This is a genomic window from Pseudoroseomonas cervicalis, from assembly GCF_030818485.1.
In the GTDB taxonomy this organism is placed as follows: domain Bacteria; phylum Pseudomonadota; class Alphaproteobacteria; order Acetobacterales; family Acetobacteraceae; genus Pseudoroseomonas; species Pseudoroseomonas cervicalis_A.
Map to the genome: position 1 here is coordinate 1,632,612 of NZ_JAUTAJ010000004.1, position 21,565 is coordinate 1,654,176.

The window sequence follows — 21,565 nt, forward strand, 5'->3', positions numbered from 1 at the left end:
TGTCCCTGTCCGGCCGCCTCGTTCCGGGCGGTTCCGGGATGTCCGTCTCAGGCGATGGCGCCGCGCGCCTTCAGCGCCGCGAGCCGCTCCGGCGGCACGCCGAGGCGGCCGAGCACCGCCTCCGTGTCCTGGCCGAGCAGCGGCGCGGGGCGGCGGATGCTGGCCGGCGTCTCCGAGAAATGCGTCGGGATGCCGAGCATGCGCATGGGCCCGATGGCCGGGTGCTCGACCTCCTGCACCATGCCGCGGGCGAGGTAGTGCGGGTCGCGCATCGCCTGGTCGAAATCATTGATCGGGCCGCAGGGCACGCCGGCTTCCTCGCAGCGCTGCACCCATTCGGCGGCGGAGGCGCCGGCGAAGATATCTTCCAGTAGCGTTTCCAGCGCGTCGACATTGGCCAGGCGGTCGGCATTGCTGGCGAAGCGCCGGTCCTCGATCAGATCGGGCCGGCCGATCACGTCGCGGCACAGCCTTTCCCAGGTGCGCTGGTTGGCGGCGCCGACCATGATGTAGCCCTCCCCGGTGCGGAAGGCCTGGTAGGGGGCGGAGACACGGTGGCGGCTGCCGCTGCCGCGCGCCACGCTGCCATCGGTGAAATAGGCCGCCGCCTCCCAGACGAACCAGGGCAGGCCGCATTCGGCCAGCGCCAGGTCGATATGCTGCCCCCGCCCGGTCTTCAGCTGCGCCACATGCGCGGCCAGGATGGCATAGGCGGCGGTGAGCCCGGTGCCGACATCATAGATGGCGATGCCGGAGCGCAGCGGCCGGCCGCCGGGCTCGCCGGTCATGCTCATGATGCCGGTCATGCCCTGCGCCACCAGGTCGAAGCCGCCCTTGTTGGCATAGGGCCCGGTCTGGCCATAGCCGGAGATCGAGCAGTAGATCAGCCGCGGGTTGATCGCGCGCAGCGTCTCGTAATCGACCTTCAGGTTGCGCGTGACGCCGACGCGGTAATTCTCCACCACCACATCCGCCCAGCGCGCCAGGTCGTAGAGGATCTCGCGCGCCTCCGCATCCTTCAGGTCGAGCACGATGCCCGACTTGTTGCGGTTGATCTGCGCGAAGCAGGTGGATTCGCCGTTCACATACGGCCCCATCTCGCGCGAATCATCGCCGGTGCGCGGCTTCTCGACCTTGATCACCTCGGCGCCGAGATCGGCCAGGATCATGGTGCAGAAGGGCCCGGCCATGATCTGCGACAGATCCAGCACCTTGAGGCCCTCCAGCGGCGGCGCGGCGCGGTTCATGCTCGTCTCCATCTCTCAGCGGCCCACGAAACCCGGCCGTTCCTTGCGCAGGAAGGCGGCGCGGCCGATGCGGTAATCCTCGGTGCCGAAACAGGCATAGGCCTCGTCCCGCTCGGCCTCCGTCAACGGCGCCGGATCGCGCAGGCGACGGATGAATTTCTTGTGCAGGCGGTTCGACAGCGGCGCGGTGCCGGCGATGCGGCGCGCGGCCTCCAGCGCCGCGTCCAGCGCGCCGCCCTCCGGCACGATGCGGGTCAGCAGCCCCTTGGCCAGCGCCTCCTCCGGCCCGAAGATGCGGCCCTCCACCAGGATCTCCAGCGTGGCGCGGTGGCCGATCACCTCGATCAGGTCGACCAGCTCGCGATGATCCACCGTCATGGCGATGCGGTTGATCGGGATGCCGTAGCGGCTGCCGGCGGCGCCCAGGCGCAGATCGCACAGCGCCGCCATCTCCAGCCCGCCGCCGACGCAGACACCCTCGATGGCGGCGATGGTCGGGTGGCGGCAGAATTTCAGCCGGTCGGTCATCGACAGGGTGAAATCGGCATAGTCGCGCGCCTGCGCCACATCGTCGCGGTTGCTGTCGAAATCGCCGATGTCGCTGCCGGCGCAGAAATGCCCGCCGGCGCCCGCCAGCACCACGCAGCGCACCGCATCATCCGCGTCCAGCTCAGAAAAGAAGTCGCCGAGCGCCCGGTACATCTCCAGGGTGAAGGCGTTGCGCTTGGCCGGCCGGTCCATGGTGACGAGGGCGATGCCGCCCTCTTCGCGCTGCAGGCGCAGGCTCATGCGACGGGCTCCAGCAGCAGCTCGGTGCCGCGCAGCACTTCGCGGCCATCCAGCTCCAGCACAGCCTCGGTGACGATGGTGTCGTAATGCGCCGCCGCCTTCACCGTGCCGCCGATATAGGCGCTGGTGCCGAGCGCCAGCTGGATCGAGCCATAGACGCTCTCATCCGACAACATGGTGCCGTCCAGCGTGCAGCAGGGGTTCATGCCGACGCCGAGCTCGCCGAGATTGTAGACGCCGGGATCGTTGAAGCCCGCCAGCAGCTCGCGGAAGCGGCGCGCCTCGGCGCCGCCCTCAATGGCGACGGCCAGGCCGCGCTCATAGACGATGCGCACGGGCTCCTCCTGGATCAGGCCGATGCCGGGGATGCTGGCATTGACCATGATGACGCCCTCCGCCGTGCCCTCGACCGGCGCCAGGCTGGATTCCAGGCAATAGCCGGCGGAGATGTCGGTGGTGTTGGCGAAGCCGTGCAAAGCGCGGCCGCGCCGCCCCGCGATGCTCATGCTGATATCGGTGCCGCCGGCGCTGCGCACCCGCGCCGTGCGCGCGGCGGTGAAGGCATCGGCCAGCCCCTGGATGCGCGGCCGCAGCGCCACGAAATCCGCCTCCCAGCCGGGCGCCAGGAAGAAATCCTCGCCATCCGATTCCGGCAGGCAGATGACGCCGACACCGGCGCGGGTGGCGCGCTGCCGCGCCTCGGTATGCGCCGCGTTGGCGCGGGTCAGGGCGATGACGAGGTCGGAGGCCGCCATGGCGGCGGCGACGATCTCGGAAAACGGCCGGCCATGCGCGGCGGAACCCTGGATCTCCAGCCGGTGCGCCACGGCGCCGGCCGCGTCGATCGCGGCCAGCAGCGGCGGCAGGTTGGCGTGGGTGTGCTGGTCGTGCAGCAGCAGGATGTTCATGCCCGGGCGCGCCGCGCCCAGCAGCGACACCACCTTGCGGGCATTGGCGAGGCGGCGGGCCTCGACCCCGGGCCCCTTCCCTTCACGCATCCGGATCTCCCCTGTGGCGCTCGCCGCCTTCGTGTTCATGAAGGGAGCGTAAGGGAGCTTTCGTCATTGCGTCTACCAGATTCGACAATCTTTTTTACAAGATTGTGTACAATGATGGTGACAAGACTCTGGGCGGCCGCCGGACGATGCGCTAGGCTGGCCGCAACGCCAGCATGAGGAGCTGATCTTGCCGGATAGCGGGACCCCGACCGAGCGGGCCGGCCGCCGCTCCACCGCCTCGACCGAGGCGATCGTCCAGGATATGCGGGAGCGCATCGCCTCCCGCCTGATCCAGCCGGGCGCGCGCATCCAGGAAGAGGCGGTCTCCAGCGACTATGACGTGCCGCGCGCCAAGGCGCGCGAGGCGCTGGCGGTGCTGGAGGATCGCGGGCTGGTCGAGCGCATCCCGAACAAGGGCGCCACCGCCTGCATCATCGACATGGAGACCACCCACGCCTTGTACGAGGTGCGCGAGGCGCTGGACGGGCTGGCGGTGCGGCTGGCCATCCAGAATTCCCGCCCCGAGGACTGGACCGAGCTGGCCGCGCTGATGGGCGAGCCCTTCGAGCGCAGCCTGGCCTCCGGCGATATCGAGACGCATATCGCCATCATCGAGCGGTTCCGCAGCCATCTGACGGCGATGGCGCGCAACCCGGTGCTGGCCGACATGCTGGAGCGGCTCTATGACCGCACCCGCACCACCATGCGCCGCGTGGCGCTGCTGCCCGGCCGGGCGCAGACCGGCATGGGCCAGTACCGCCAGGTGCTGGACGCCATCCTGCGCGGCGACGCCGATGGCGCCGAGCTCGCCTTCCGCCAGCTGAACCGCAGCGCGCGCGACTTCATGGCCCGCTACAAGGACTACGTCATCTGAAGGGATGGGGGCGCTGCGGCGCCCTCCCCTATTCCTGCCAGATCGGCGTCATGAAGGGCGCCGGCAGCAGCAGCTTGTTCTCCTGCGTCAGCACCATCGGGCGCACCTTGGCGGCATAGGCGCGCCAGGCCGGGTCGGCCAGCAGCTTCGCGCGGCGCTCGGTGCGCTCGGCCAGGTCCTCATAGGCCCAGAGATGGATCACCTGGTTCAGCGGGCCGAACTCGGTGGAGTAGTAGCCGATCATCCGCCCCAGGATGGGCTTCTGGATGGCCAGCCCCTCGGCCTCATAGGCGGCGAGATACGCCCCCGCCTGGCCTGGCTGCAGCGTGTAGATGCGCTCCTCGACGATCATGCCCCGTCTCCTTCACTGGGTTTTGCCGGCATCGGCCCCTTGCGGTCCGGCCAGACTGGTCGTACCAATTTGGTATGTCCAGTTCCGCCACGAGTCAAAGCCTGCCCACGCCGCCGCCCGATGAGCGCGCCACCCTGCTCGGCCGCCTGCTGGGCTTCATCGAGTATCACCGGCTGCGCCCGGGCGACCGGCTGCCGGGCGAGCGCGACCTGGCCGAGCGCTTCGGCGTCGGCCGCGGCGCGCTGCGCGAGGCGCTGGTGGTGCTGGAGACGCTGCGCATGGTGGAGCGCCGGCCGAATTCCGGCATCTATCTGCGCGCCGTCGAGAAGCAGGGCTCGATCGAGGCCATCGTGCTGCAGGCCGAGCTCGGCATCCCGCTGACCGGCGCCGAGGTGCGCGAGGTGGTGGAGCTGCGCCGCATCCTGGAGATGCAGGCGATGCGCCTGGCCGCCGAGCGCCGCCATGCCGAGGACATCCAGCGCCTGGATGCCATCCTGACCTCGGGCGAGGCGGCGGTCGCCGCCGGCGATGGCGCGCAGCTGGCCGATTACGACGCGGCCTTCCACCTGGCCATGGTGGAAGCCACGGGCAACCACGTTTTCCTGCGCGTCGTGCACGCCTTCTACCTGATGTCGCGCAACCGCCGCCGCGCCTATTTCGCCGATGGGCAGCGCGCGCCGCTGTCGCACGCCCAGCATGTGGCGATGCGCGACGCCGTGGCGGCCGGCGACCCGGACCGCGCCGAGGCCGCCATGGGCGGGCATCTGCGCGGCGTCGAAAGCTACTGGCTCGAATTGCTGGAGCGCCGCACGCGCGAGGAATGACCGCGCCGCGCGGCGCCACGGGGAGGAAACACACAAGAATGAAGATCACCGACATCACCTGCCATGTGCTGCAGAGCAAGGTGGAACAGCCCTTCACCTCGGCGCGCGGCTGGCTCTACACCACCCGCGCCTCCTGCATCGTCGAGATCACGACGGATGAAGGCATCACCGGCTGGGGCGAATGCTACGGCCCGGCCGCGGTGAACAAGACCATCATCGAGACGCAGTACCGCAACCGCGTGATCGGCCGCGATCCCTTCGATGTCGAGGTGGTCTGGGAGGACCTCTACAACCGCATCAAGGATTACGGCCTGACCGGCATGACCATCGCCGCGCTGTCGGGCATCGACATCGCGCTGTGGGACATCATCGGCCGCGCCGTGGGCAAGCCGATCCATAAGCTGATCGGCGGCGCGCATCGCAGCGAGGTGCAGGCCTATGCCACCGGCCTCTACTTCATCGACATGGACCGGCTGGTCGAGGAAGCGGTGGAGGAGGCGGAGGAATACGCCGCCCAGGGTTTTCGCGCCATCAAGATGAAGATCGGGCTCGGCGACCCGAAGCTCGATCTGCGGCGCGTGGCGGCGGTGCGCAAGGCGATCGGGCCGGACATCAGGCTCGCCGTCGACGCCAATCACTGCTTCACCGTGCCGCAGGCCATCCGCCTCGGCCGCGCCATGGAGGAGCTGGACCTGCTCTGGTTCGAGGAGCCGATCAGCCCCGAGGACCATGATGGCTATGTCGAGGTGACGCGCGCGCTCGACATGGCCGTCGCCGGCGGCGAGAATGATTTCACCCGCTGGGGTTTCCGGGATGTCATCGCGCGCAAGGCGATGGACATCGTGCAGCCCGATGTCTGCGCCGCCGGCGGCATCAGCGAATGCCGCAAGATCGCCGCCATGGCCTCGGCGCATGGCGTGGAATGCGTGCCGCATGCCTGGGGTTCGGCCATCGGCCTGGCCGCCACGGTGCAGTTCCTGGCCGCCCTGCCCGACACCCCGCCCGCCTTCCGCCCGATGCCGCCCATGCTGGAATTCGAGCAGACGCCGAACCCGCTACGCGACCATCTGGCGAAGGAGCCGATCGTGCAGCAGCGCGGCATCGTGCGCGTGCCGGAGGGGCCGGGCCTCGGCATTGAGGTCGATCGCGCCGTGCTCGCGCAATACAAGGTGGCCTGAGCATGCTGGTCGCCCTGACCGACCCGATCGACCCCGTGGGCGAGGCGGTGCTGCGCCAGGCCGGGCATGAGGTCGAACTCGCCGCGCCCGGCGGGCTGGACGCGCTGCTGGCGCGGGCCGAGGCCGTCATCGTGCGCCGGCAGCTACCGGACGATCTCTGCGCCCGCGCGCCGCGCCTGCTGGCCGCGGTGCGCCAGGGGGTGGGGGTCGACATGATCCCGATCCCCGACTGCACGGCGCATGGCGTGCTGGTGGCCAATGTGCCGGGCGCCAATGCGGATTCCGTCGCCGAATTCGCCATCGGCCAGATGCTGGCCATCGCCAGGCGGATCGAGACCATGCACCGCGCCCTGCTGGCGGAGGGCTGGGACATCGCCCGCGCCCACACCGCCCGCGCCTTCGAGCTGCGCGGCCGGACGCTGGGCATCGTCGGTGTCGGCGCGGTGGGGCAGCGCCTGGCGGAGATCGCCGGCACCGGTTTCCGCATGCGGGTGCTGGGCCATCGCCGCGACCGTGACGCGCTGCCGCCGGGCGTGGATTACGCATCGCTGGAGGCGCTGTTTTCCGAAAGCGACTTCATCGTTCTGGCGTGCCCGCTGACCGAGGCGACGCGCGGCCTGGTCTCGGCCGATCTGCTGGCGCGGATGAAACCTGGCGCCTGGCTGCTGAACCTGGCGCGCGGCGCCGTGGTGCAGGAGGCAGCGCTGATCGACGCGCTGCGCGAGGGCCGCATCGGCGGCGCCGCGCCGGATGTCTATCCGGTGCAGCCGCTGGCCGCCGATCACCCGCTGCGCGGCCTGCCCAATGTGCTGCTGACGCCGCATGCCGCCGGCCTCAGCCAGGAGGCGGTGCAGCGCATGAGTCGTGGCGCCGCCGAGGCAGTCGCCGACATCCTGCGCGGCGCGCGGCCGCGCAGCCTCGTCAATCCCGAAGCCTGGGAGGCCTCGCGCACAAGGCGACGGCAGCTCGGCCATGCGGAGCCCGTGCTGTCATGAAGATCTCCCGCGTGCAGGCCACCTGGTGCCGCGTGCCGATCCCCGAGGAGCGGCGCTTCACCAGCGATTTCGGCCTGGTCTCCACCTTCGATTCCGTCATCGTGCGGATCGACACCGAATGCGGCCTGACCGGCTGGGGCGAGGCCAAGGCGGGCGTCGGCAGCGCTGCCGCCTGCGCCGGCCTCGCCGCCATCATCAATCTCGACTACGCGCCGCTGCTGGTCGGGCAGGATCCGCGCGACATCTCCCGCCTGTGGGACGTGATGTACAACACCCCGCGCGAGGGCTACGCCATCGCCGATGGGCATGGGCTGCCGCAGCTCGGCCGGCGCGGGCTTTCCATCTCCGCCATTGCCGGTGTCGACATCGCGCTGTGGGACATTCTCGGCAAATCGCTGAACGTGCCGGTCTGGCGGCTGCTGGGCGGGCGGCGCGCGGAGCGCATGCCGGCCTATGCCTCGGGCGGCTGGGCGGATGCGACGAAGATCGGCGCGCAGCTGCAAGGCTATTGCGACAAGGCCGGCTTCCGCGCGGTGAAGATGCGGGTGGGTGTCATGGACGGCTCGCCCGCCGCCTCGGCCGCCCGGGTGCGCGCGGCGCGCCAGACTTTGGGCCCCGATATCCGCCTGATGGCCGATGCGCATGGCACCTGGACGGTGGCCGAGGCGCGCGCCTTCTGCCGCATGGTGGAGGATCTCGACCTGTTCTGGTTCGAGGAACCCTGCAGCGCCGATGACAAGCCGGGCATGGCCGAGGTGCGGCGCTGCTCCACCGTGCCGATCAGCGCCGGCGAGAGCGAGTTCACCCGGCATGATTTCCGCGAGCTGGCGGAGCTGCGCGCGGTGGATGTGATGCAGCCCGATCTCGCCATCGCCGGCGGCATCACCGAGGGGTTGCGCATCTCCGCCATCGCCTCGGCCTACAATCTCCGTCTGGCGCCGCATCTCTGGTCCGGCGCGCCGGCCTTCGCGGCGGGGCTGCATCTGGCGGCGACGCAGAGCGCGGGCTTCATCCTGGAATACTCGCTCGGCCACAACCCGATGCTGCACGACCTCATCGAGGAGAGCTTTCCCGTGCAGGACGGGCATGTCGACATCCCCGAACGCCCGGGCCTCGGCATCACCGTGCGGGAGTCCTTCCTGCGCGACTACGGACAAGGAGGCGCGGCATGAAGATCGCGAACATCGAAGCGTTCCCGACGTCGTTTCCGGTGCCGGAGGGCGCGGGCGTCTCGCTCGGTGTCGGGCGCGCGGTGAAGCGGGATGCGGTGGTGGTCAAGGTCACCACCGATGACGGCATCATCGGCTGGGGGGAGAGCCATCACGGCCGCGCCCACACCGCCGTCGCCGCCTTGCTGCAGACCACGTTGAAGCGGCTGGTGCTCGGCATGGAGGCCACCGACACGGTGGGCGTCTGGCAGAAGATCTATCGCGGCCAGCTGGCCAGCCACGGCATGGGCGCGGGCTGCGCGCTGGCCATGTCGGGGCTCGACATGGCGCTGTGGGACATCCGCGGCAAGGCGGCGGGGCTGCCGCTCTACCGGCTGATGGGCGGCGCCGCGCGCGCCGTGCCGGCCTATGCCGGCGGCGTGGCGCTGGGCTACCAGCCACCGGAGGAGCTGGTGGAGGAAGCCCGGCCGCATCTGGAGGCCGGCTACCGCGCCGTGAAGCTGCGCATCGGCGACACGGTGGCAAATGACATCTCCCGCATGGAAGCGGTGCGCCAGGCTTTCGGCCCCGACATCGACATCCTGGCCGATGCCAACACCGCCTACACCCTGGCCGATGTGCGGCGGGTGATGCCGGCGATGGATGCGCTGCAGATGGGGTGGCTGGAGGAGCCTTTCCCGCCGCATGACACGCATGATTACCGCGTGGCGCGCAGCTACGGCCGCACGCCGCTCGCCGTCGGCGAGAACCATTTCACCCGATTCGAATTCGCGCCGCTGCTGGACAGCGACGCGATCGGCATCTGGCAGCCGGACCTCTCGAAATGCGGCGGCATCACCGAGGCGCTGCGCATCGCCGCCATGGCCTCGGCGCAGAAGATCGCGGTGCATCCGCACAGCTCGATGACCGGGCTGAACCAGGCGGCCAGCATCCATTTCCTCTGCGCCATCGACAATCCCGGCTACTTCGAGGCCGACGTCTCGCGCGGCAATCTGTTCCGCGACGCGCTGGTCAGCACGCCCTGGCGCATTGGCGCGGATGGCTGCGTCCGCCCGCCCGAGGCGCCCGGCATCGGCGTCGAGGTCGATGAGGATTGGCTGCTTGCCCACCCCGCCATCGAGGGGCCCGGCTACGTGTGAAACCGGCTTGAGCGCGACCGCCCCGGCAGAGGGCGGCGCGCACGCAACAGGAGGCGTCCATGACACAGCATCCCGGGCGGGGCCTGCTCCGCCGCCTCGCCCTCGCCGCGCTCGCGGCCTGCGGCATCCCGCTCGCCGCCGCGCGGGCGGAACCGAGCTTCCCGACACGGGAGATCCGGTTCCTCAATGCCTTCGCCGCCGGCGGCACCTCCGACCTGATCGGCCGCATCCTGGCCGAGCAGCTCGGCAAGCAGCTCGGCCAGAATGTCATCGTGGAGAATCGCACCGGCGCCGGCGGCATCGTCGCCACGCAGGAGCTGGTGCGCAGCAATCCGGACGGCCAGACGCTGCTGCTGGCCTCGATGGGCATCCTCACCATCACGCCGCAGATGCAGAGCGTGCCCTATGACGTGCAGAAGGATCTTCTTCCTGTCGTCAACATCGCCTCGGTCTACAACATCCTCGTCACCGGGCCGCGCTCGGAGATCCGCAGCTGGCAGGATCTGGCGCGGCTGGGCAAGGAACCGAACCGCAACCTCAGCTGCGCAACCGTCGGCGCCGGCTCCAGCCAGCAGCTCTCCTGCGTGCTGTTCGCGGCGCTGACGGGGGCGCGGCTGACCCAGGTGCCCTATCGCGGCGGCGCGCCGGCCATCCTCGACATCACCAGCGGCCGCGTCGATGTGATGTTCGGCAACATGCCGGAATTCATGGGGCAGATCCGCGATGGCGGGCTGCGCGCCCTGGCCTATGGGGCGCAGACCGCCTCGCCCCTGCTGCCGCAGCTGCCGGTGATCTCGCAGGACGGGCTGCCGGGCTTCGTCATCCCGAGCTGGTTCGGCGTCGTGCTGCCCGGCGGCACGCCGCAGCCCATCGTCGATCGCTGGAATGCGGAGTTCAACCGCGCCCTCGACGCGCCCGAGGTGCAGCGCCGCTTCACCGAGAACGGGCTGCAGCGCATCGGCGGCACGCGGGATGATTTCCAGGGGCAGATCGCCATGGCGCGGGAGCGCTGGGGCGAGGTGATCCGCACCCACAATATCCGCCCCGACTGAGCGGATCGCAAAAACGGGGGCGGCATCGCTGCCGCCCCCGCCCGTCTTACCTGAGGCCAGGGGCGCACCAACGCCCCTGGCCGTTTGCTCAGGCCGCCAGCGGCGCCTCGCTATTGCCCTCCAGCACCTTGGGCTGGCTGGCCGGCTGCGCGGCGGCGATGGCGATGCGGCGGGGCTTCAGCGCCTCCGGCACCTCGCGCTTCAGCGCCACATGCAGCAGGCCATTGGCGAGGTCCGCGCCCTGCACCTGGATGTGGTCGGCCAGCACGAAGCGGCGCTCGAAGGCGCGGCCGGCGATGCCACGATGCAGGAAGCGGCGCTGATCCTCATTGCCCTGGGCCGCCTTGCCCGAGACCACCAGCACATTCTCCTGCGCGGTGATGTCGAGATCCTCCGGCGCGAAGCCGGCGACGGCCATGGTCAGGACATAGGAGTCCTCACCCGTCTTCTCGATGTTGTAGGGCGGATAGGCCGGGGCCTCGGCCGCGGCGCGGGCGGTGTCCAGCAGCCGGGTCAGCCGGTCGAAGCCGATGGCGGTGCGGAACAGGGGAGCAGTGTCGAAAGCGTTCATGACCAGGAGCCTCCTTCGCAAAGCAAGGGTCCGAAGTTGCGTGGCGTCCCGAAGCCGCTGCGGTCCCCATAAGGGCAACCTGTGGCCATCCGGTCCGCGCCAGCGGCCCCGAAGCCGGGCACCGCTGACAGGCACTCAGATAAAAAACGCCGCCCCCTCTTTCAAGGGGGCGGCGCTGCAGCCTGGCTCGCGATGCGAAAGGGCCCGGTTCAGGCCTTCTTGCGCGCGCCGATGCCGGCGAACTTCTTGTTGAACTTGGCGATCTGGCCACCCGTGTCGATGATGCGCTGCTGGCCGGTCCAGGCCGGGTGCGACTTCGGGTCGATGTCGAGACGCAGCACCTCACCTTCCTTGCCCATGCAGGACTTGGTCTTGTAGGTGGTGCCGTCCGTCATGATGACGGTGATCTCGTGGTAGTCCGGATGGATATCGGGCTTCATGGCGCACTTTTCTCTGGCTGGAGCAGCCGATGCCGACCGGCCGCACGGAAGCGCCGCTCTTACAGGCAGGGCGCCCCCGGTGCAACCGAAAGCGGGACATGGCCCCCTGGCGCAGGCCGCCCGCCCCCGGCCAGCCCCCGGATTGACCCCTTCCCCGGCCGATCCTAGAGCTTGAGCCCAGGGCTTCCGCGCCGCCGCGCCGGCGCGGGCAGAAGGGCCAGGGCAGCGCCAGGAAGGAAGAACAGCATGCGACTCCAGGGCAAGATCGCGCTCGTCACGGGCGCCGCCTCCGGCTTCGGCGAGGGCATCGTCCGCCGCTTCGCCCAGGAGGGCGCCAAGGTGGCGGTGGCCGATCTGAACCTGGCCGGGGCCGAGCGCGTCGCGGCCGAGCTCGGCGGCGGCGCCATCGCCATCGGCGGCGACGTCTCCAAGGCGGCCGATGTGCAGGCCATGGTGGACCAGACGGTCTCGGCCTTTGGCGGGCTCGACATCGTGGTGAACAATGCCGGCACCACCCACAAGAACGGCCCGATCCTCGAGGTCGACGAGGCGACCTTCGACAAGGTCTACGCCGTCAACGTCAAGTCGATCTTCCACATGACGCGCGCCGCCCTGCCGCTGCTGCGCGAGCAGGGGCGTGGCGGTTCCTTCATCAACATCTCGTCCACCGCCGGCATCCGGCCGCGGCCGGGCCTGGTCTGGTACAACGGCACCAAGGGCGCGGTGAACACCATCACCCAGGCGATGGCGCAGGAGCTGGCGCGCGACAATATCCGCGTCAACGCCATCTGCCCGGTGATGGGCGCGACCGGCCTGATCGCCGATTTCATGGGCATGGAGGACACGCCGGAGAACCGCCAGAAATTCCTGGCGACCATCCCGCTCGGCCGCCTCTCCACCCCGCACGACATCGCCAATGCCTGCGTCTGGCTGGCCGAGGACCAGACGAGCTTCATCACCGGCGTGCTGCTGCCGGTGGATGGCGGCCGCACCGCCTGACCGACACCGCCGCGCGATCGCCCCCCGGCGGCCGCGCCGGCGGGCGGGAATCGCGCGGCCCCCGCCACCAGGGGCCAGCCCGCCACAGGCCAGCCCGCCGGAACACCCCGCGCCATGAACATCCTGTCCATCCAGTCCTGGGTCGCCTATGGCCATGTCGGCAATGCCTCGGCGGTGTTCCCGCTGCAGCGCCTGGGGGCCGAGGTCTGGGCGGTGAACACCGTCCAGTTCTCCAACCACACCGGCTATGGCAGCTGGCGCGGGCAGGTCTTCGGCGCCGATCTGGTGCGCGACCTGGTGCAGGGCATCGAGGATCGCGGCGCCCTGCCGCGCTGCGACGCGGTGCTGTCGGGCTATATGGGCGATGCCGCGATCGGCGAGGCGATCCTGGACGCGGCGGCGCGGGTCAAGGCCGCCAACCCGGCCGCGCTCTATTGCTGCGACCCGGTGATCGGCGATGTCGGGCGCGGCGTCTTCGTCCGCCCCGGCATCCCGGAATTCATGCGCGACCGCGCCCTGCCGGCGGCCGACATCCTGACGCCGAACCAGTTCGAGCTGGAATGGCTGACCGGCCAGCCGGTCACCACGCTCGCCGAGGCCAAGGCGGCGGTCGCCACGCTCCAGGCGGCCATGGCGCCCGGGGGCCCGCGCTGCGTGCTGCTGACCTCGCTGAAGGTGGCGGAGACGCCGGAGGACCAGATCGAGATGCTGGCGGCGGAGGGCGGCGAATTCAGCCGCATCCGCACGCCGATGCTGCCGCTCTCGGTGAATGGCGCGGGCGATGCCATCGCCGCGCTGTTCCTGTTCCACCGGCTGAAATCGGGGCGCGCGGCGGATGCGCTGGGGGCGGCCGCCTCCTCCATCTACGGGCTGCTGCGCCGCACCTCGGAGGCCGCCTCGCGCGAGATCCTCACCGTCGCGGCGCAGGAGGAATTCGTCGCCCCCAGCCGCGTCTTCCTGCCGGAGAGCTGCTGAGGGGCGCTGCCCCCCAGCCTTCCCCCTCAGACCCGGCGGACATTCAGCGGCAGCGCCATGCCCTTGCGGTGGCCCACCACATTGCTGCGCCAGGCGCTGTCGATCAGGTACTGGCCGAGCGGCCAATAGGGCAGGTCCTCGAAGAAGCGGCGCTGGATCGCCTCGCCCAGCAGCTTCTGCTCGGCCTCGCCGGCGGTGTCGAACCATTGCTCGCGCAGCGCCTCCAGCCGCGGCAGCTCGGGCCAGCCGAACCAGGCGCGGGCGCCATTGGCGCGCAGCAGCGGGTGGCCGCCCGGCGTCATCATGTCGAGCCCGGAGAACAGCCCGACCAGCGCGTTCCAGCCGCCCTCGGACGGGGCGGCGCGGCTGGCGCGGCGCTGCAGGAAGCTGCGCCAGTCGCAGGCGGCGCTCTCGGTGGTGAAGCCGATGCGCTGCAGCAGATCGGTCGCCACAGCCGTCAGGTTGCTGTTGTTCACGACATCGGTCGGGTGCAGCACCACCACCCTGGCGCCGGCATGGCCGCTCTCGCGCAGCGCGCGCTGCGCCGCCTCGACATCGCGCGGGCCGGTCAGCGCCTCCATCCCGACCGAGGAGGCCAGCGGGCTGCCCGGCGGGAAGCAGCCGACATCGTCGCGCCACAGATCGCGGCTGTCGCCCATGATGGCGGTCATGAAATCCGCCTGGCGCAGCGCCGGCAGCAGGGCGCGCCGCGCCGCCGGGTCGTCGAAGGGCGGGTGCAGGTGGTTCGGCCGCAGCATGGCGATGGTGCCGCCATAATCCAGCCGGTCCACCACCACATGGCGGGTGTGGCGCAGCAGCGGGCGCAGATCCGGCGCCACCTGCTCCCACCAATCGACCTCGCCATTCTGCAGCGCCTCGGCCGCGGCGGCCGGGTCGGGCAGGTGGCGCCATTCCAGCCGCTCGAAACCGGCGAATTTCGGCCCCGCCGTCAGGCTGACGGCCCCACGCGCCGGGATGTAGCGCTCGAAGCGGCGATACACGGCGAGCTTGCCGGGCGCCCGCTCCGCCGCCTCGTAGCGATAGGGACCGCTGCCCACCACCTCGGTCAGGGGCTGGCTGGCCGGCTGCCGCGCGAAGCGCTCCGGATAGACGAAGCAGGGATAGGAGGAGGCCTTGGCCAGCGCCTGCAGCATGGCGCTGAAGGGCCGCTGCAGCCGGATCTCGAAGCGGCGGTCATCCAGCGCGCGGATCTCGGCCAGCCGCGCCGCCAGCGTCTGGCCATGCGTGTCGCGCGCCATCCAGCGCTGGATCGAGGCCACGGCGTCGATGGCGCGGATCTTCTCGCCATCATGGAAGGTCGGGCCCTCGCGCAGGGTGAAGACCCAGCGCTTGCCATCCTCCTCGACCACATGGCCCTCCGCCAGCTGCGGCTGCGGCCGGAACCCGATATCCAGCCCGTAGAGCTGATCCCAGCAGAGATGGCCGTGATTGCGCACCGCATAGGCGGTGGTGAAGAGCGGGTCGAGCCAGGCCGGGTCGGATTGCGGGATGAAGCGCAGCGTGGTCGCCGCGCTGCCCTTGGCCAGCGCCGGGGCGCCGGGCCGGCCGGCCGCCCCCGCCTCCTGCGCCGCGGCACCGCGCGCCCCGCCCAGGCCGAGCCCTGCGCCAAGCCCGAGCCCAAGCCCGGCCGCACCGGCCAGCACGCCGCGTCGCTGCATTCCATCCCCCATCAGGCAAGCCGACGCATTCTGCACATCACGCGGCCGTTATGAAGCGGCGGCGTCGCCGGCCGGCGGCAAAACTGGCCCGCTTCCGTTAACCGGGCGTGAAGGGGCCGCTCAGCGCGGCAGCACGGTGTCCGGCCGGCCGCCCCAGCCATTGGTCTGGTCCATCTCGGTGATGGCCTCCAGCGTGCGGCCGGTGGCGATGGCGGCCTCCGGCAGCGGGCCGGGCTGGGTCAGGCGCAGCAGGCTGCGCTCCGGCCCGGCCGGGAACAGCGCCTCCGGAAAGGCCGGGGCCGGGTCGCGCCCGGCCTGGATCACCTGCGCCAGCCGCGCCATGGCCGGGATCACCTGCTCCGGCAGGGCGGTGGCGGAAATGCCCAGCGCCTGGCGCACCTCCCGCACCGCGCCGCGCAGCGCCAGCACCAGCCCGGGCGGCAGGGCGGCGAAGCGCGGCTCGCTGCCGAGCGTGTGCGTCAGATATTCCAGCCGGGCGGTGGCGCGGGCGGTCTCGGCCGGATTGCCCTCCAGCCGGGCGCCCTGGTCCTGGAAGGCGGCGGCGGCAAGCCGCGCGGCGCTGCGCACCGGATCCTCCGCCCCCGGCACCAGGGAGAGCGGCAGGTCGACCCGCGGCCGCGGCGTGCGCAGCTCCGCGCAGCCGGGGAGCAGCGGCACCGTCAGGGCGGCGAGGAGGAAGCGGCGGCGCATGCGGGGGCTCTCCATGGGGCGTCGGGGCGGCATACTGCCCCAGCCGGCCCTGGGCTCAAACTCCCCCGCCCCGGCCCGCCCCGGGACGCGCCGCTCAGCGCCGCCGCAGCGCGCTGATCTCGATGGTCTCCTCCGGCCCGAACTCCCAGTAGCGCAGCGCCCGCTGCGTCGCCGCATTGGCCTGCGGCAGCCGCGGCAGGGCCGAGAGGCGCTGCCACAAGGCGGCCCCGCCGCCCTCGGCCAGCTGGGGCGGGAGCTGCGCCGGCGCCGCGGCATCGCCGCCCGGCGCGGTGGCCGCCGCCACCATGGCGTCGATCACCGCCTGGGGCGGCACCGACTCGGCGATTCGGAGATAGCGCCGCACCTCCTGCCGCGCCGCCAGCAGCAGCGGCTGCGCCATGCCGATATCGCCGGCGACCCGGCCCGAAGGCAGCTCCACCACGACATATTCCAGCTGCGCCACGGCGATGGCGGCCAGCGACGGCCGCCCCTGCAGCCGCGCCGGATGCGCGAAGGCCTCGGCCGCGCCGCGCAGCGCCGCCGTCACCGGGTTGGGCGCGCCGCGCGCCGCCACCGCCGGCAGCGTCACCGGCGGCTCGGGCGGCATGCCGCCGGTGGTGCAGCCGGCCAGGCTGCCACCGGCGAGCGCCAGCAGCAGCAGCGCCGCCGCCCTCAGCCCGGCGCCAGCGAACGGGCGTGGCGCTGCCCCAGCTCCGTGTAATGCTCGGCCGTCTTGTCCCATTGCGCCCTCTCCTCCGCGCTCATCACGCGGGCCAGCCGGGCGGGGGCGCCCAGCCACAACTCGTTGGGGCCGATCCGCTTGCCCGGCGGCAGCAGCCCGCCGGCGCCCAGCATGCCGCCCTCCTCGATCACCGCGCCGTCCAGCACCGTGGCGCCCATGCCGACAAAGGCCCCGTCCTTCAGCGTGCAGGCATGGATGATGCAGGCATGGCCGATCGTCACATCCGCGCCGATCAGCGCCGGCAGCGTGCCCCGCGCCACATGAACGATCGTGCCATCCTGCACGTTGCTGCGCGGGCCGACCACGATGCGGTTGGTGTCGCCGCGCAGCACGCAATGATACCAGATGCTGGCGCCCTCCCCGATCTCGACATCGCCGATCACGGCGGCGGTGGGGGCGATGAACACGCCGGGCGCCACCTTGGGCAGCACGCCTTCGAAGGGGTAGAGGGACATTCCACTTCCTTTCAAAAACAAAAAAAGGCCGGGGGAATGAATTCCCCCGGACCCCCTTCTTTCTTCTGTCAGCTGCCGGTCACGGCGGCAACGGGGTCGCTTCAGGCCGCCTTCGCGGCCGCCGCCTGCAGACCCAGCATCAGGGCGATGTTCTGCACCGCCGCACCGGACGCGCCCTTGCCCAGATTGTCCAGCCGCGCCACCAGCACGGCCTGGCCGCGCGCGGCATTGCCGAACACCCGCAGCTCCAGCAGGTTGGTGTCGTTCAGCGCCTCGGGCTCCAGCTTGCCATCCGCCGTGGCGGGCACGACCTTCACCCACTCGGAGCCCTGGTAGTAGGCGGCCAGCCCGGCCTCCAGATCGGCCGGCTTCGGCGCGCCGGGCAGCAGATCCAGATGCAGCGGGATCGAGACCAGCATGCCCTGCCGGTAATTGCCGACGCTGGGGACGAAGATCGGCCGCCGCGTCAGCCCGGAATAGAGCTGCAGCTCCGGCAGGTGCTTGTGCTCCAGCCCCAGCCCGTACAGCTCGAAATCCGGGGCGGTGCCGGCCTCATAGGCCTCGATCATGCCCTTGCCGCCGCCGGAATAGCCAGACACGGCGTTGACCGTGACCGGGTGGTCCGCCGGGATCAGCCCGGCCGCGACCAGCGGCCGCAGCAGGGCGATGCCGCCGGTGGGGTAGCAGCCCGGATTGGCCACCCGCGGCGCGGCGGCGATCTTCGCGGCCTGGTCCGGCGCCAGCTCCGGCACGCCATAGACCCAGTCCGGATCCACCCGGTGCGCGGTGGAGGCATCCAGCAGCTTGGGCGCGTCCGCGCCGAGGCTGGCCGCCATCGCGGCACTCTCCTTCGAGGCGGCATCCGGCAGGCAGAGCACGACCAGGTCGACCTCCGCCATCAGGGCGCGCTTGGCCTCGGGGTCCTTGCGGCGCTCCGGATCGATGGAGCGCAGCACGATGCCCGGCAGCGCCTCGAGGCGCTGGCGGATGCCGAGCCCGGTCGTGCCGGCTTCGCCATCGATGAAGATCGCAGGCAGTGAACCCTTGGCCATGTGGCTCTCCTGAAGGTTCCGTGGAGGATAGCAGAAAAGCAGAAAGGGCGGGCCCTCGCGGACCCGCCCTCTCCGATGGACAGCCCTGGACAGGGCCGGCGTGACGCCGGCCCGCCAGCGTCAGCGCTTGCTGAACTGGAAGGAACGTCGGGCCTTCGCCTTGCCGTACTTCTTGCGCTCGACGACGCGCGGGTCGCGGGTCAGGAAGCCGGCCTTCTTCAGGATGCCCCGCAGCTCCGGCTCGAAATTGGTGAGCGCGCGGCTGATGCCGTGGCGCACGGCGCCGGCCTGGCCCGAAAGGCCACCACCGGTCACGGTGCAGTAGACATCGAACTGCTGGTAGCGGTCGGCCACCAGGAAGGGCTGCGTGATCAGCATGCGCAGCACCGGGCGGGCGAAATACTTCGACGCCGGCTTGCCATTGATCTCGACGGTGCCCTTGCCCGGCTTCACCCACACGCGGGCGACGGCATCCTTGCGGCGGCCGGTGGCGTAGGCGCGGCCGAACTGGTCACGCTTGGCCTCGCGAACGGGGGCGGCCTCGCCGGCGGCAGGCGTGCCGGCGACCAGGTTCTTCAGCTCGGCCAGCGAGGTGGCGGTGGTCTGCTCGCTCATGATGCTCAGCCCAGCTTGTTCTTGCGGTTCAGCGCGGCGACGTCGAGCGTCTCCGGCTGCGCACCGGCATGCGGATGCTCCGGACCGGCATAGACATGCAGATTCTTCATCTGCTGCCGGCCGAGCGGACCGCGGGTGATCATGCGCTCCACGGCCTTCTCGATCACGCGCTCGGGGAAACGACCCTCGAGGCGCTCACGGATGGTGCGGCCCTTGATCCCGCCCGGATAGCCGGTGTGCCAGTAGAAGACCGACTGCTCGGACTTCGCACCGGTCACGCGGACCTTGTCGGCGTTGACGATGACAACATGGTCACCGCAATCGACATGCGGGGTGAATTGCGGCTTGTGCTTGCCGCGGAGGCGATTGGCGACGAGTGCGGCGAGGCGGCCGAGCACGAGCCCGTCCGCATCGATCAGCACCCAGCCCTTCTTGACCTCCGCCGGCTTCAGCGAGCGGGTCTGCGTGGTCAGCATGATCGGCTTCTGCTTAGTCCTGAAAAGAGGGCCGGTTTATCGGTGCAAAGCCCCGCAGGGTCAAGCGGAAAATCTGTGGTATTATAATACCGCAGCGCCGGGAGCCGCCATTTTCCTCAGGAGCAGCGCGACCACATCCCCCGGTCCAGGTGGAAATGGTCGCGGTGCGCGGCGTTGTAATCCGGCCCCAGCACCGCCTTGAACCAGCGGCAGGCGCCGTCCCGCGCGGCGCGCAGGAAATCGGCCCGGGCATTCTCCCCGGCCTCCCCCCAGTCGCGCGGCAGGGCGACGCTGCGCCCATCGGCCAGGGTGAAGCCGGCCACGTCCAGCGCATTGGCGGTGGCGTGCTGGCTGCGCCGCCCCGCCGCCCGGTGATAGACGTTGCGGCAATTGTAGCTGCCTAAGTGCCGCACCGTGGCGACACGGCTGCCGAAATGCGCCTCGGCCGCCGGCTGCAGGCTGTGGCGCTCGAACATCGCCCAGGCGGCGGCCATCGGGCAGGTGACGATCGGGCGGTTGGGGCCGAATTCCACACTCTCCCCCTCCAGCCGCAGGGCGTTCTCGATCGCGCAGCCGGTCTCCGAGGGCCGGTCCGGCACCCGCGCCACGGCGCGGCCGGAGGCGGCGAAGGCCGCGAAGCAGGATTCGGGCTGCCAATCCATGCGCGCCAGCTTCCAGCCGGTCAGCAGATTCGGCGGCGCGCGGAAATCCAGCGGCGCCGCCGGGTCCCAGGCCGGCGGCGGGCGCCAGGCGCCGTTCCAGTAGAGGCCCCCCAGCGCGAGCGGGGCGAGCAGGAGGATCCAGAGCAGGATGCGGCGCAGCATGGCCGTTGATCTGGTCCCGCCCCCGCCCCTTGCCGAGTCCCCCTGGCGGGGTGAAGCTCCCTGCCCTCTTTCACGTCTCTGCCGGAATTACGCCCATGCCCGTGCTGAACCGCATCGCCGCCTTCCAGGAGGACATGACCGCCTGGCGCCGCGACTTCCACCGCCATCCCGAGCTGGCCTTCGAGGAGGTGCGCACCAGTGGCATCGTGGCCGAGAAGCTGCGCGAATTCGGCGTGGACGAGGTGGTGACCGGCATCGCCGGCACCGGCGTGGTGGGGGTCATCCGCGGCAACGCGCCGGGCAAGGCCATCGGGCTGCGCGCCGACATGGATGCGCTGCCGATCCTGGAGGAATCGGGGGTCGAATACGCCTCCACCATCCCCGGCAAGATGCATGCCTGCGGCCATGACGGGCACACCACCATGCTGCTGGGCGCCGCCCGCTACCTGGCCGAGACGCGCAATTTCGCCGGCACCGTCTATGTCATCTTCCAGCCGGCGGAGGAGATGGGCGGCGGCGCCGAGGTGATGGTGAAGGAGGGGCTGTTCGAGCGCTTCCCGATGGAGCGCGTCTTCGCCATCCACAACTGGCCGAACCTGCCGGCGGGCCAGATGCATTGGCGCGCCGGGCCGGTGATGGCGGCGGTCGCCGATATCGAGATCACCATCACCGGCAAGGGCGCGCATGGCGCCATGCCGCATATGGGCAACGACCCGGTGGTGATCGCGGCGCAGATCGTCACCGCGCTGCAATCCGTCGTCGCCCGCAATGTCGAGCCGGTCGAGGCCGGCGTCGTTACCATCGGCAAGATCGAGGGCGGCAATGCCTTCAACGTCATCCCCGAGACGGTGAATCTGCGCGGCACCGCCCGCTGGTTCCGCCCCGAGGTGGGCGACACGCTGGAGAAGAAGGTGGTCGAGATCGCCTCGGGCATCGCCACGGCCTTCGGCGCCAGCGCCGAGGTGCGCTTCAGCCGCATGTACCCCGCCACCATCAACGAGGCTGAGGCCACCGAGCTGGCCGCCCGCGCCGCCGCCACGGTGGTGGGCGAGGCCAACACCCATGAACTGCCGAAGCCGACCATGGGCGGCGAGGATTTCGCCTTCATGCTGAACGCGAAGAGCGGCTCCTACCTGATGCTGGGCGGCGGCCGCGGCGCCAGCGATGCCGGGCTGCACCATCCGAAATACGATTTCAACGACGAGATCCTGCCCGTCGGCGCCAGCTTCTTCGCCACCCTCGCCGAGCAGCTTCTTCCGGCTGCCGGTCATGGCTGAGACGACGGCCGCTGCACTTCACCGGGTCGCTCCGGCCCAGGGCAGCGGCCCGCCTGGCCGGGAGACGGCGGCAGCCTGACAGAAAAAAGATGATGGGGGTCTGGGGGAAGAATTCATTCTTCCCCCATCTTC

General features: G+C 70.7%; 24 protein-coding genes. 10 read left to right on the top strand and 14 right to left on the bottom strand.

Annotated features, from left to right (window positions below; genetic code table 11):
- Positions 1 to 47: 47 nt before the first annotated feature.
- Genes QE401_RS11470 through QE401_RS11480 form a run of 3 tightly spaced genes read right to left on the bottom strand, consistent with a single transcriptional unit; the run spans position 48 to position 3,034 of the window.
- Positions 48 to 1,247, bottom strand: a complete 1,200-nt coding sequence (locus QE401_RS11470; RefSeq protein ID WP_307138332.1) for a CaiB/BaiF CoA transferase family protein — start codon at positions 1,245 to 1,247, stop codon at positions 48 to 50.
- A 15-nt stretch (positions 1,248 to 1,262) separates the two neighbouring features.
- Positions 1,263 to 2,036, bottom strand: coding sequence for an enoyl-CoA hydratase/isomerase family protein (locus QE401_RS11475; RefSeq protein WP_307138333.1), 774 nt, complete (start codon positions 2,034 to 2,036; stop codon positions 1,263 to 1,265).
- The gene (locus QE401_RS11480; protein ID WP_307138334.1) at positions 2,033 to 3,034 is read right to left on the bottom strand and encodes an aminopeptidase; all 1,002 of its coding nucleotides are present in this window, start codon (positions 3,032 to 3,034) and stop codon (positions 2,033 to 2,035) included. Before QE401_RS11480 ends, QE401_RS11475 begins: the two co-directional genes overlap by 4 nt.
- A gap of 187 nt (positions 3,035 to 3,221) precedes the next feature.
- Here QE401_RS11480 and QE401_RS11485 point away from each other — a divergent pair, with 187 nt between their 5' ends.
- Positions 3,222 to 3,908 (top strand): GntR family transcriptional regulator, encoded by a 687-nt coding sequence (locus QE401_RS11485; RefSeq protein WP_307138335.1) that lies wholly within the window; start codon positions 3,222 to 3,224, stop codon positions 3,906 to 3,908.
- Between the two features lie 28 nt (positions 3,909 to 3,936).
- Here the strand turns inward: QE401_RS11485 and QE401_RS11490 are convergent, their stop codons facing one another.
- Positions 3,937 to 4,260 (bottom strand): NIPSNAP family protein, encoded by a 324-nt coding sequence (locus QE401_RS11490; protein WP_307138336.1) that lies wholly within the window; start codon positions 4,258 to 4,260, stop codon positions 3,937 to 3,939.
- A 74-nt stretch (positions 4,261 to 4,334) separates the two neighbouring features.
- Between QE401_RS11490 and QE401_RS11495 the strand changes: the two genes are divergently transcribed.
- Genes QE401_RS11495 through QE401_RS11520 form a run of 6 tightly spaced genes read left to right on the top strand, consistent with a single transcriptional unit; the run spans position 4,335 to position 10,617 of the window.
- On the top strand, positions 4,335 to 5,084 hold the full coding sequence (locus QE401_RS11495; protein WP_307138337.1) for a FadR/GntR family transcriptional regulator: 750 nt from the start codon (positions 4,335 to 4,337) through the stop codon (positions 5,082 to 5,084).
- A 38-nt stretch (positions 5,085 to 5,122) separates the two neighbouring features.
- Positions 5,123 to 6,262, top strand: coding sequence for a mandelate racemase/muconate lactonizing enzyme family protein (locus QE401_RS11500; protein WP_307138338.1), 1,140 nt, complete (start codon positions 5,123 to 5,125; stop codon positions 6,260 to 6,262).
- Positions 6,263 to 6,264: 2 nt separating this feature from the next.
- Positions 6,265 to 7,257 carry a hydroxyacid dehydrogenase gene (locus tag QE401_RS11505; protein ID WP_307138339.1) on the top strand — a complete coding sequence of 331 codons (993 nt, stop codon included), beginning with the start codon at positions 6,265 to 6,267 and terminating at the stop codon, positions 7,255 to 7,257.
- Positions 7,254 to 8,429: a mandelate racemase/muconate lactonizing enzyme family protein gene (locus QE401_RS11510; protein WP_307138340.1), complete on the top strand. Its 1,176-nt coding sequence runs from the start codon at positions 7,254 to 7,256 to the stop codon at positions 8,427 to 8,429. Before QE401_RS11505 ends, QE401_RS11510 begins: the two co-directional genes overlap by 4 nt.
- Complete coding sequence (locus QE401_RS11515; RefSeq protein ID WP_307138341.1) at positions 8,426 to 9,565, top strand: mandelate racemase/muconate lactonizing enzyme family protein; 1,140 nt, start codon at positions 8,426 to 8,428, stop codon at positions 9,563 to 9,565. Before QE401_RS11510 ends, QE401_RS11515 begins: the two co-directional genes overlap by 4 nt.
- Before the next feature lie 59 nt (positions 9,566 to 9,624).
- A complete protein-coding gene (locus QE401_RS11520) occupies positions 9,625 to 10,617 on the top strand; it encodes a Bug family tripartite tricarboxylate transporter substrate binding protein (RefSeq protein WP_307138342.1) in 993 nt (330 codons plus the stop codon).
- Positions 10,618 to 10,705: 88 nt separating this feature from the next.
- On the opposite strand, the gene QE401_RS11525 is transcribed toward QE401_RS11520, so the two are convergent.
- Both QE401_RS11525 and rpmE read right to left on the bottom strand, forming a co-directional pair.
- Entirely contained in the window at positions 10,706 to 11,188 is a 483-nt protein-coding gene (locus tag QE401_RS11525) for an Hsp20 family protein (RefSeq protein ID WP_307138343.1), read from the bottom strand.
- 209 nt (positions 11,189 to 11,397) lie between these two features.
- Positions 11,398 to 11,628: a 50S ribosomal protein L31 gene (gene rpmE, locus QE401_RS11530; RefSeq protein WP_307138344.1), complete on the bottom strand. Its 231-nt coding sequence runs from the start codon at positions 11,626 to 11,628 to the stop codon at positions 11,398 to 11,400.
- A gap of 246 nt (positions 11,629 to 11,874) precedes the next feature.
- Here rpmE and QE401_RS11535 point away from each other — a divergent pair, with 246 nt between their 5' ends.
- Both QE401_RS11535 and pdxY read left to right on the top strand, forming a co-directional pair.
- Positions 11,875 to 12,627: a glucose 1-dehydrogenase gene (locus tag QE401_RS11535; RefSeq protein WP_307138345.1), complete on the top strand. Its 753-nt coding sequence runs from the start codon at positions 11,875 to 11,877 to the stop codon at positions 12,625 to 12,627.
- 114 nt (positions 12,628 to 12,741) lie between these two features.
- Positions 12,742 to 13,602, top strand: coding sequence for a pyridoxal kinase PdxY (gene pdxY / locus QE401_RS11540; protein WP_307138346.1), 861 nt, complete (start codon positions 12,742 to 12,744; stop codon positions 13,600 to 13,602).
- Positions 13,603 to 13,628: 26 nt separating this feature from the next.
- Here the strand turns inward: pdxY and QE401_RS11545 are convergent, their stop codons facing one another.
- From QE401_RS11545 to QE401_RS11580, 8 genes are all read right to left on the bottom strand, one after another.
- Positions 13,629 to 15,281: an ABC transporter substrate-binding protein gene (locus QE401_RS11545; protein ID WP_307138347.1), complete on the bottom strand. Its 1,653-nt coding sequence runs from the start codon at positions 15,279 to 15,281 to the stop codon at positions 13,629 to 13,631.
- Between the two features lie 120 nt (positions 15,282 to 15,401).
- Positions 15,402 to 15,992 (bottom strand): hypothetical protein, encoded by a 591-nt coding sequence (locus tag QE401_RS11550; protein WP_307138348.1) that lies wholly within the window; start codon positions 15,990 to 15,992, stop codon positions 15,402 to 15,404.
- A gap of 94 nt (positions 15,993 to 16,086) precedes the next feature.
- Complete coding sequence (locus tag QE401_RS11555; protein WP_307138349.1) at positions 16,087 to 16,734, bottom strand: hypothetical protein; 648 nt, start codon at positions 16,732 to 16,734, stop codon at positions 16,087 to 16,089.
- On the bottom strand, positions 16,665 to 17,189 hold the full coding sequence (locus QE401_RS11560) for a gamma carbonic anhydrase family protein (protein WP_307138350.1): 525 nt from the start codon (positions 17,187 to 17,189) through the stop codon (positions 16,665 to 16,667). Before QE401_RS11560 ends, QE401_RS11555 begins: the two co-directional genes overlap by 70 nt.
- Before the next feature lie 101 nt (positions 17,190 to 17,290).
- Positions 17,291 to 18,241 carry an N-acetyl-gamma-glutamyl-phosphate reductase gene (gene argC, locus QE401_RS11565; RefSeq protein ID WP_307138351.1) on the bottom strand — a complete coding sequence of 317 codons (951 nt, stop codon included), beginning with the start codon at positions 18,239 to 18,241 and terminating at the stop codon, positions 17,291 to 17,293.
- Positions 18,242 to 18,361: 120 nt separating this feature from the next.
- The gene (rpsI, locus tag QE401_RS11570) at positions 18,362 to 18,856 is read right to left on the bottom strand and encodes a 30S ribosomal protein S9 (RefSeq protein ID WP_307138352.1); all 495 of its coding nucleotides are present in this window, start codon (positions 18,854 to 18,856) and stop codon (positions 18,362 to 18,364) included.
- Between the two features lie 5 nt (positions 18,857 to 18,861).
- Positions 18,862 to 19,332 carry a 50S ribosomal protein L13 gene (rplM, locus tag QE401_RS11575; RefSeq protein WP_307138353.1) on the bottom strand — a complete coding sequence of 157 codons (471 nt, stop codon included), beginning with the start codon at positions 19,330 to 19,332 and terminating at the stop codon, positions 18,862 to 18,864.
- Positions 19,333 to 19,448: 116 nt separating this feature from the next.
- Positions 19,449 to 20,156, bottom strand: coding sequence for an extensin family protein (locus QE401_RS11580; protein ID WP_307138354.1), 708 nt, complete (start codon positions 20,154 to 20,156; stop codon positions 19,449 to 19,451).
- 95 nt (positions 20,157 to 20,251) lie between these two features.
- Here QE401_RS11580 and QE401_RS11585 point away from each other — a divergent pair, with 95 nt between their 5' ends.
- Positions 20,252 to 21,433, top strand: a complete 1,182-nt coding sequence (locus tag QE401_RS11585; protein WP_307138355.1) for a M20 aminoacylase family protein — start codon at positions 20,252 to 20,254, stop codon at positions 21,431 to 21,433.
- Positions 21,434 to 21,565: the final 132 nt, after the last annotated feature.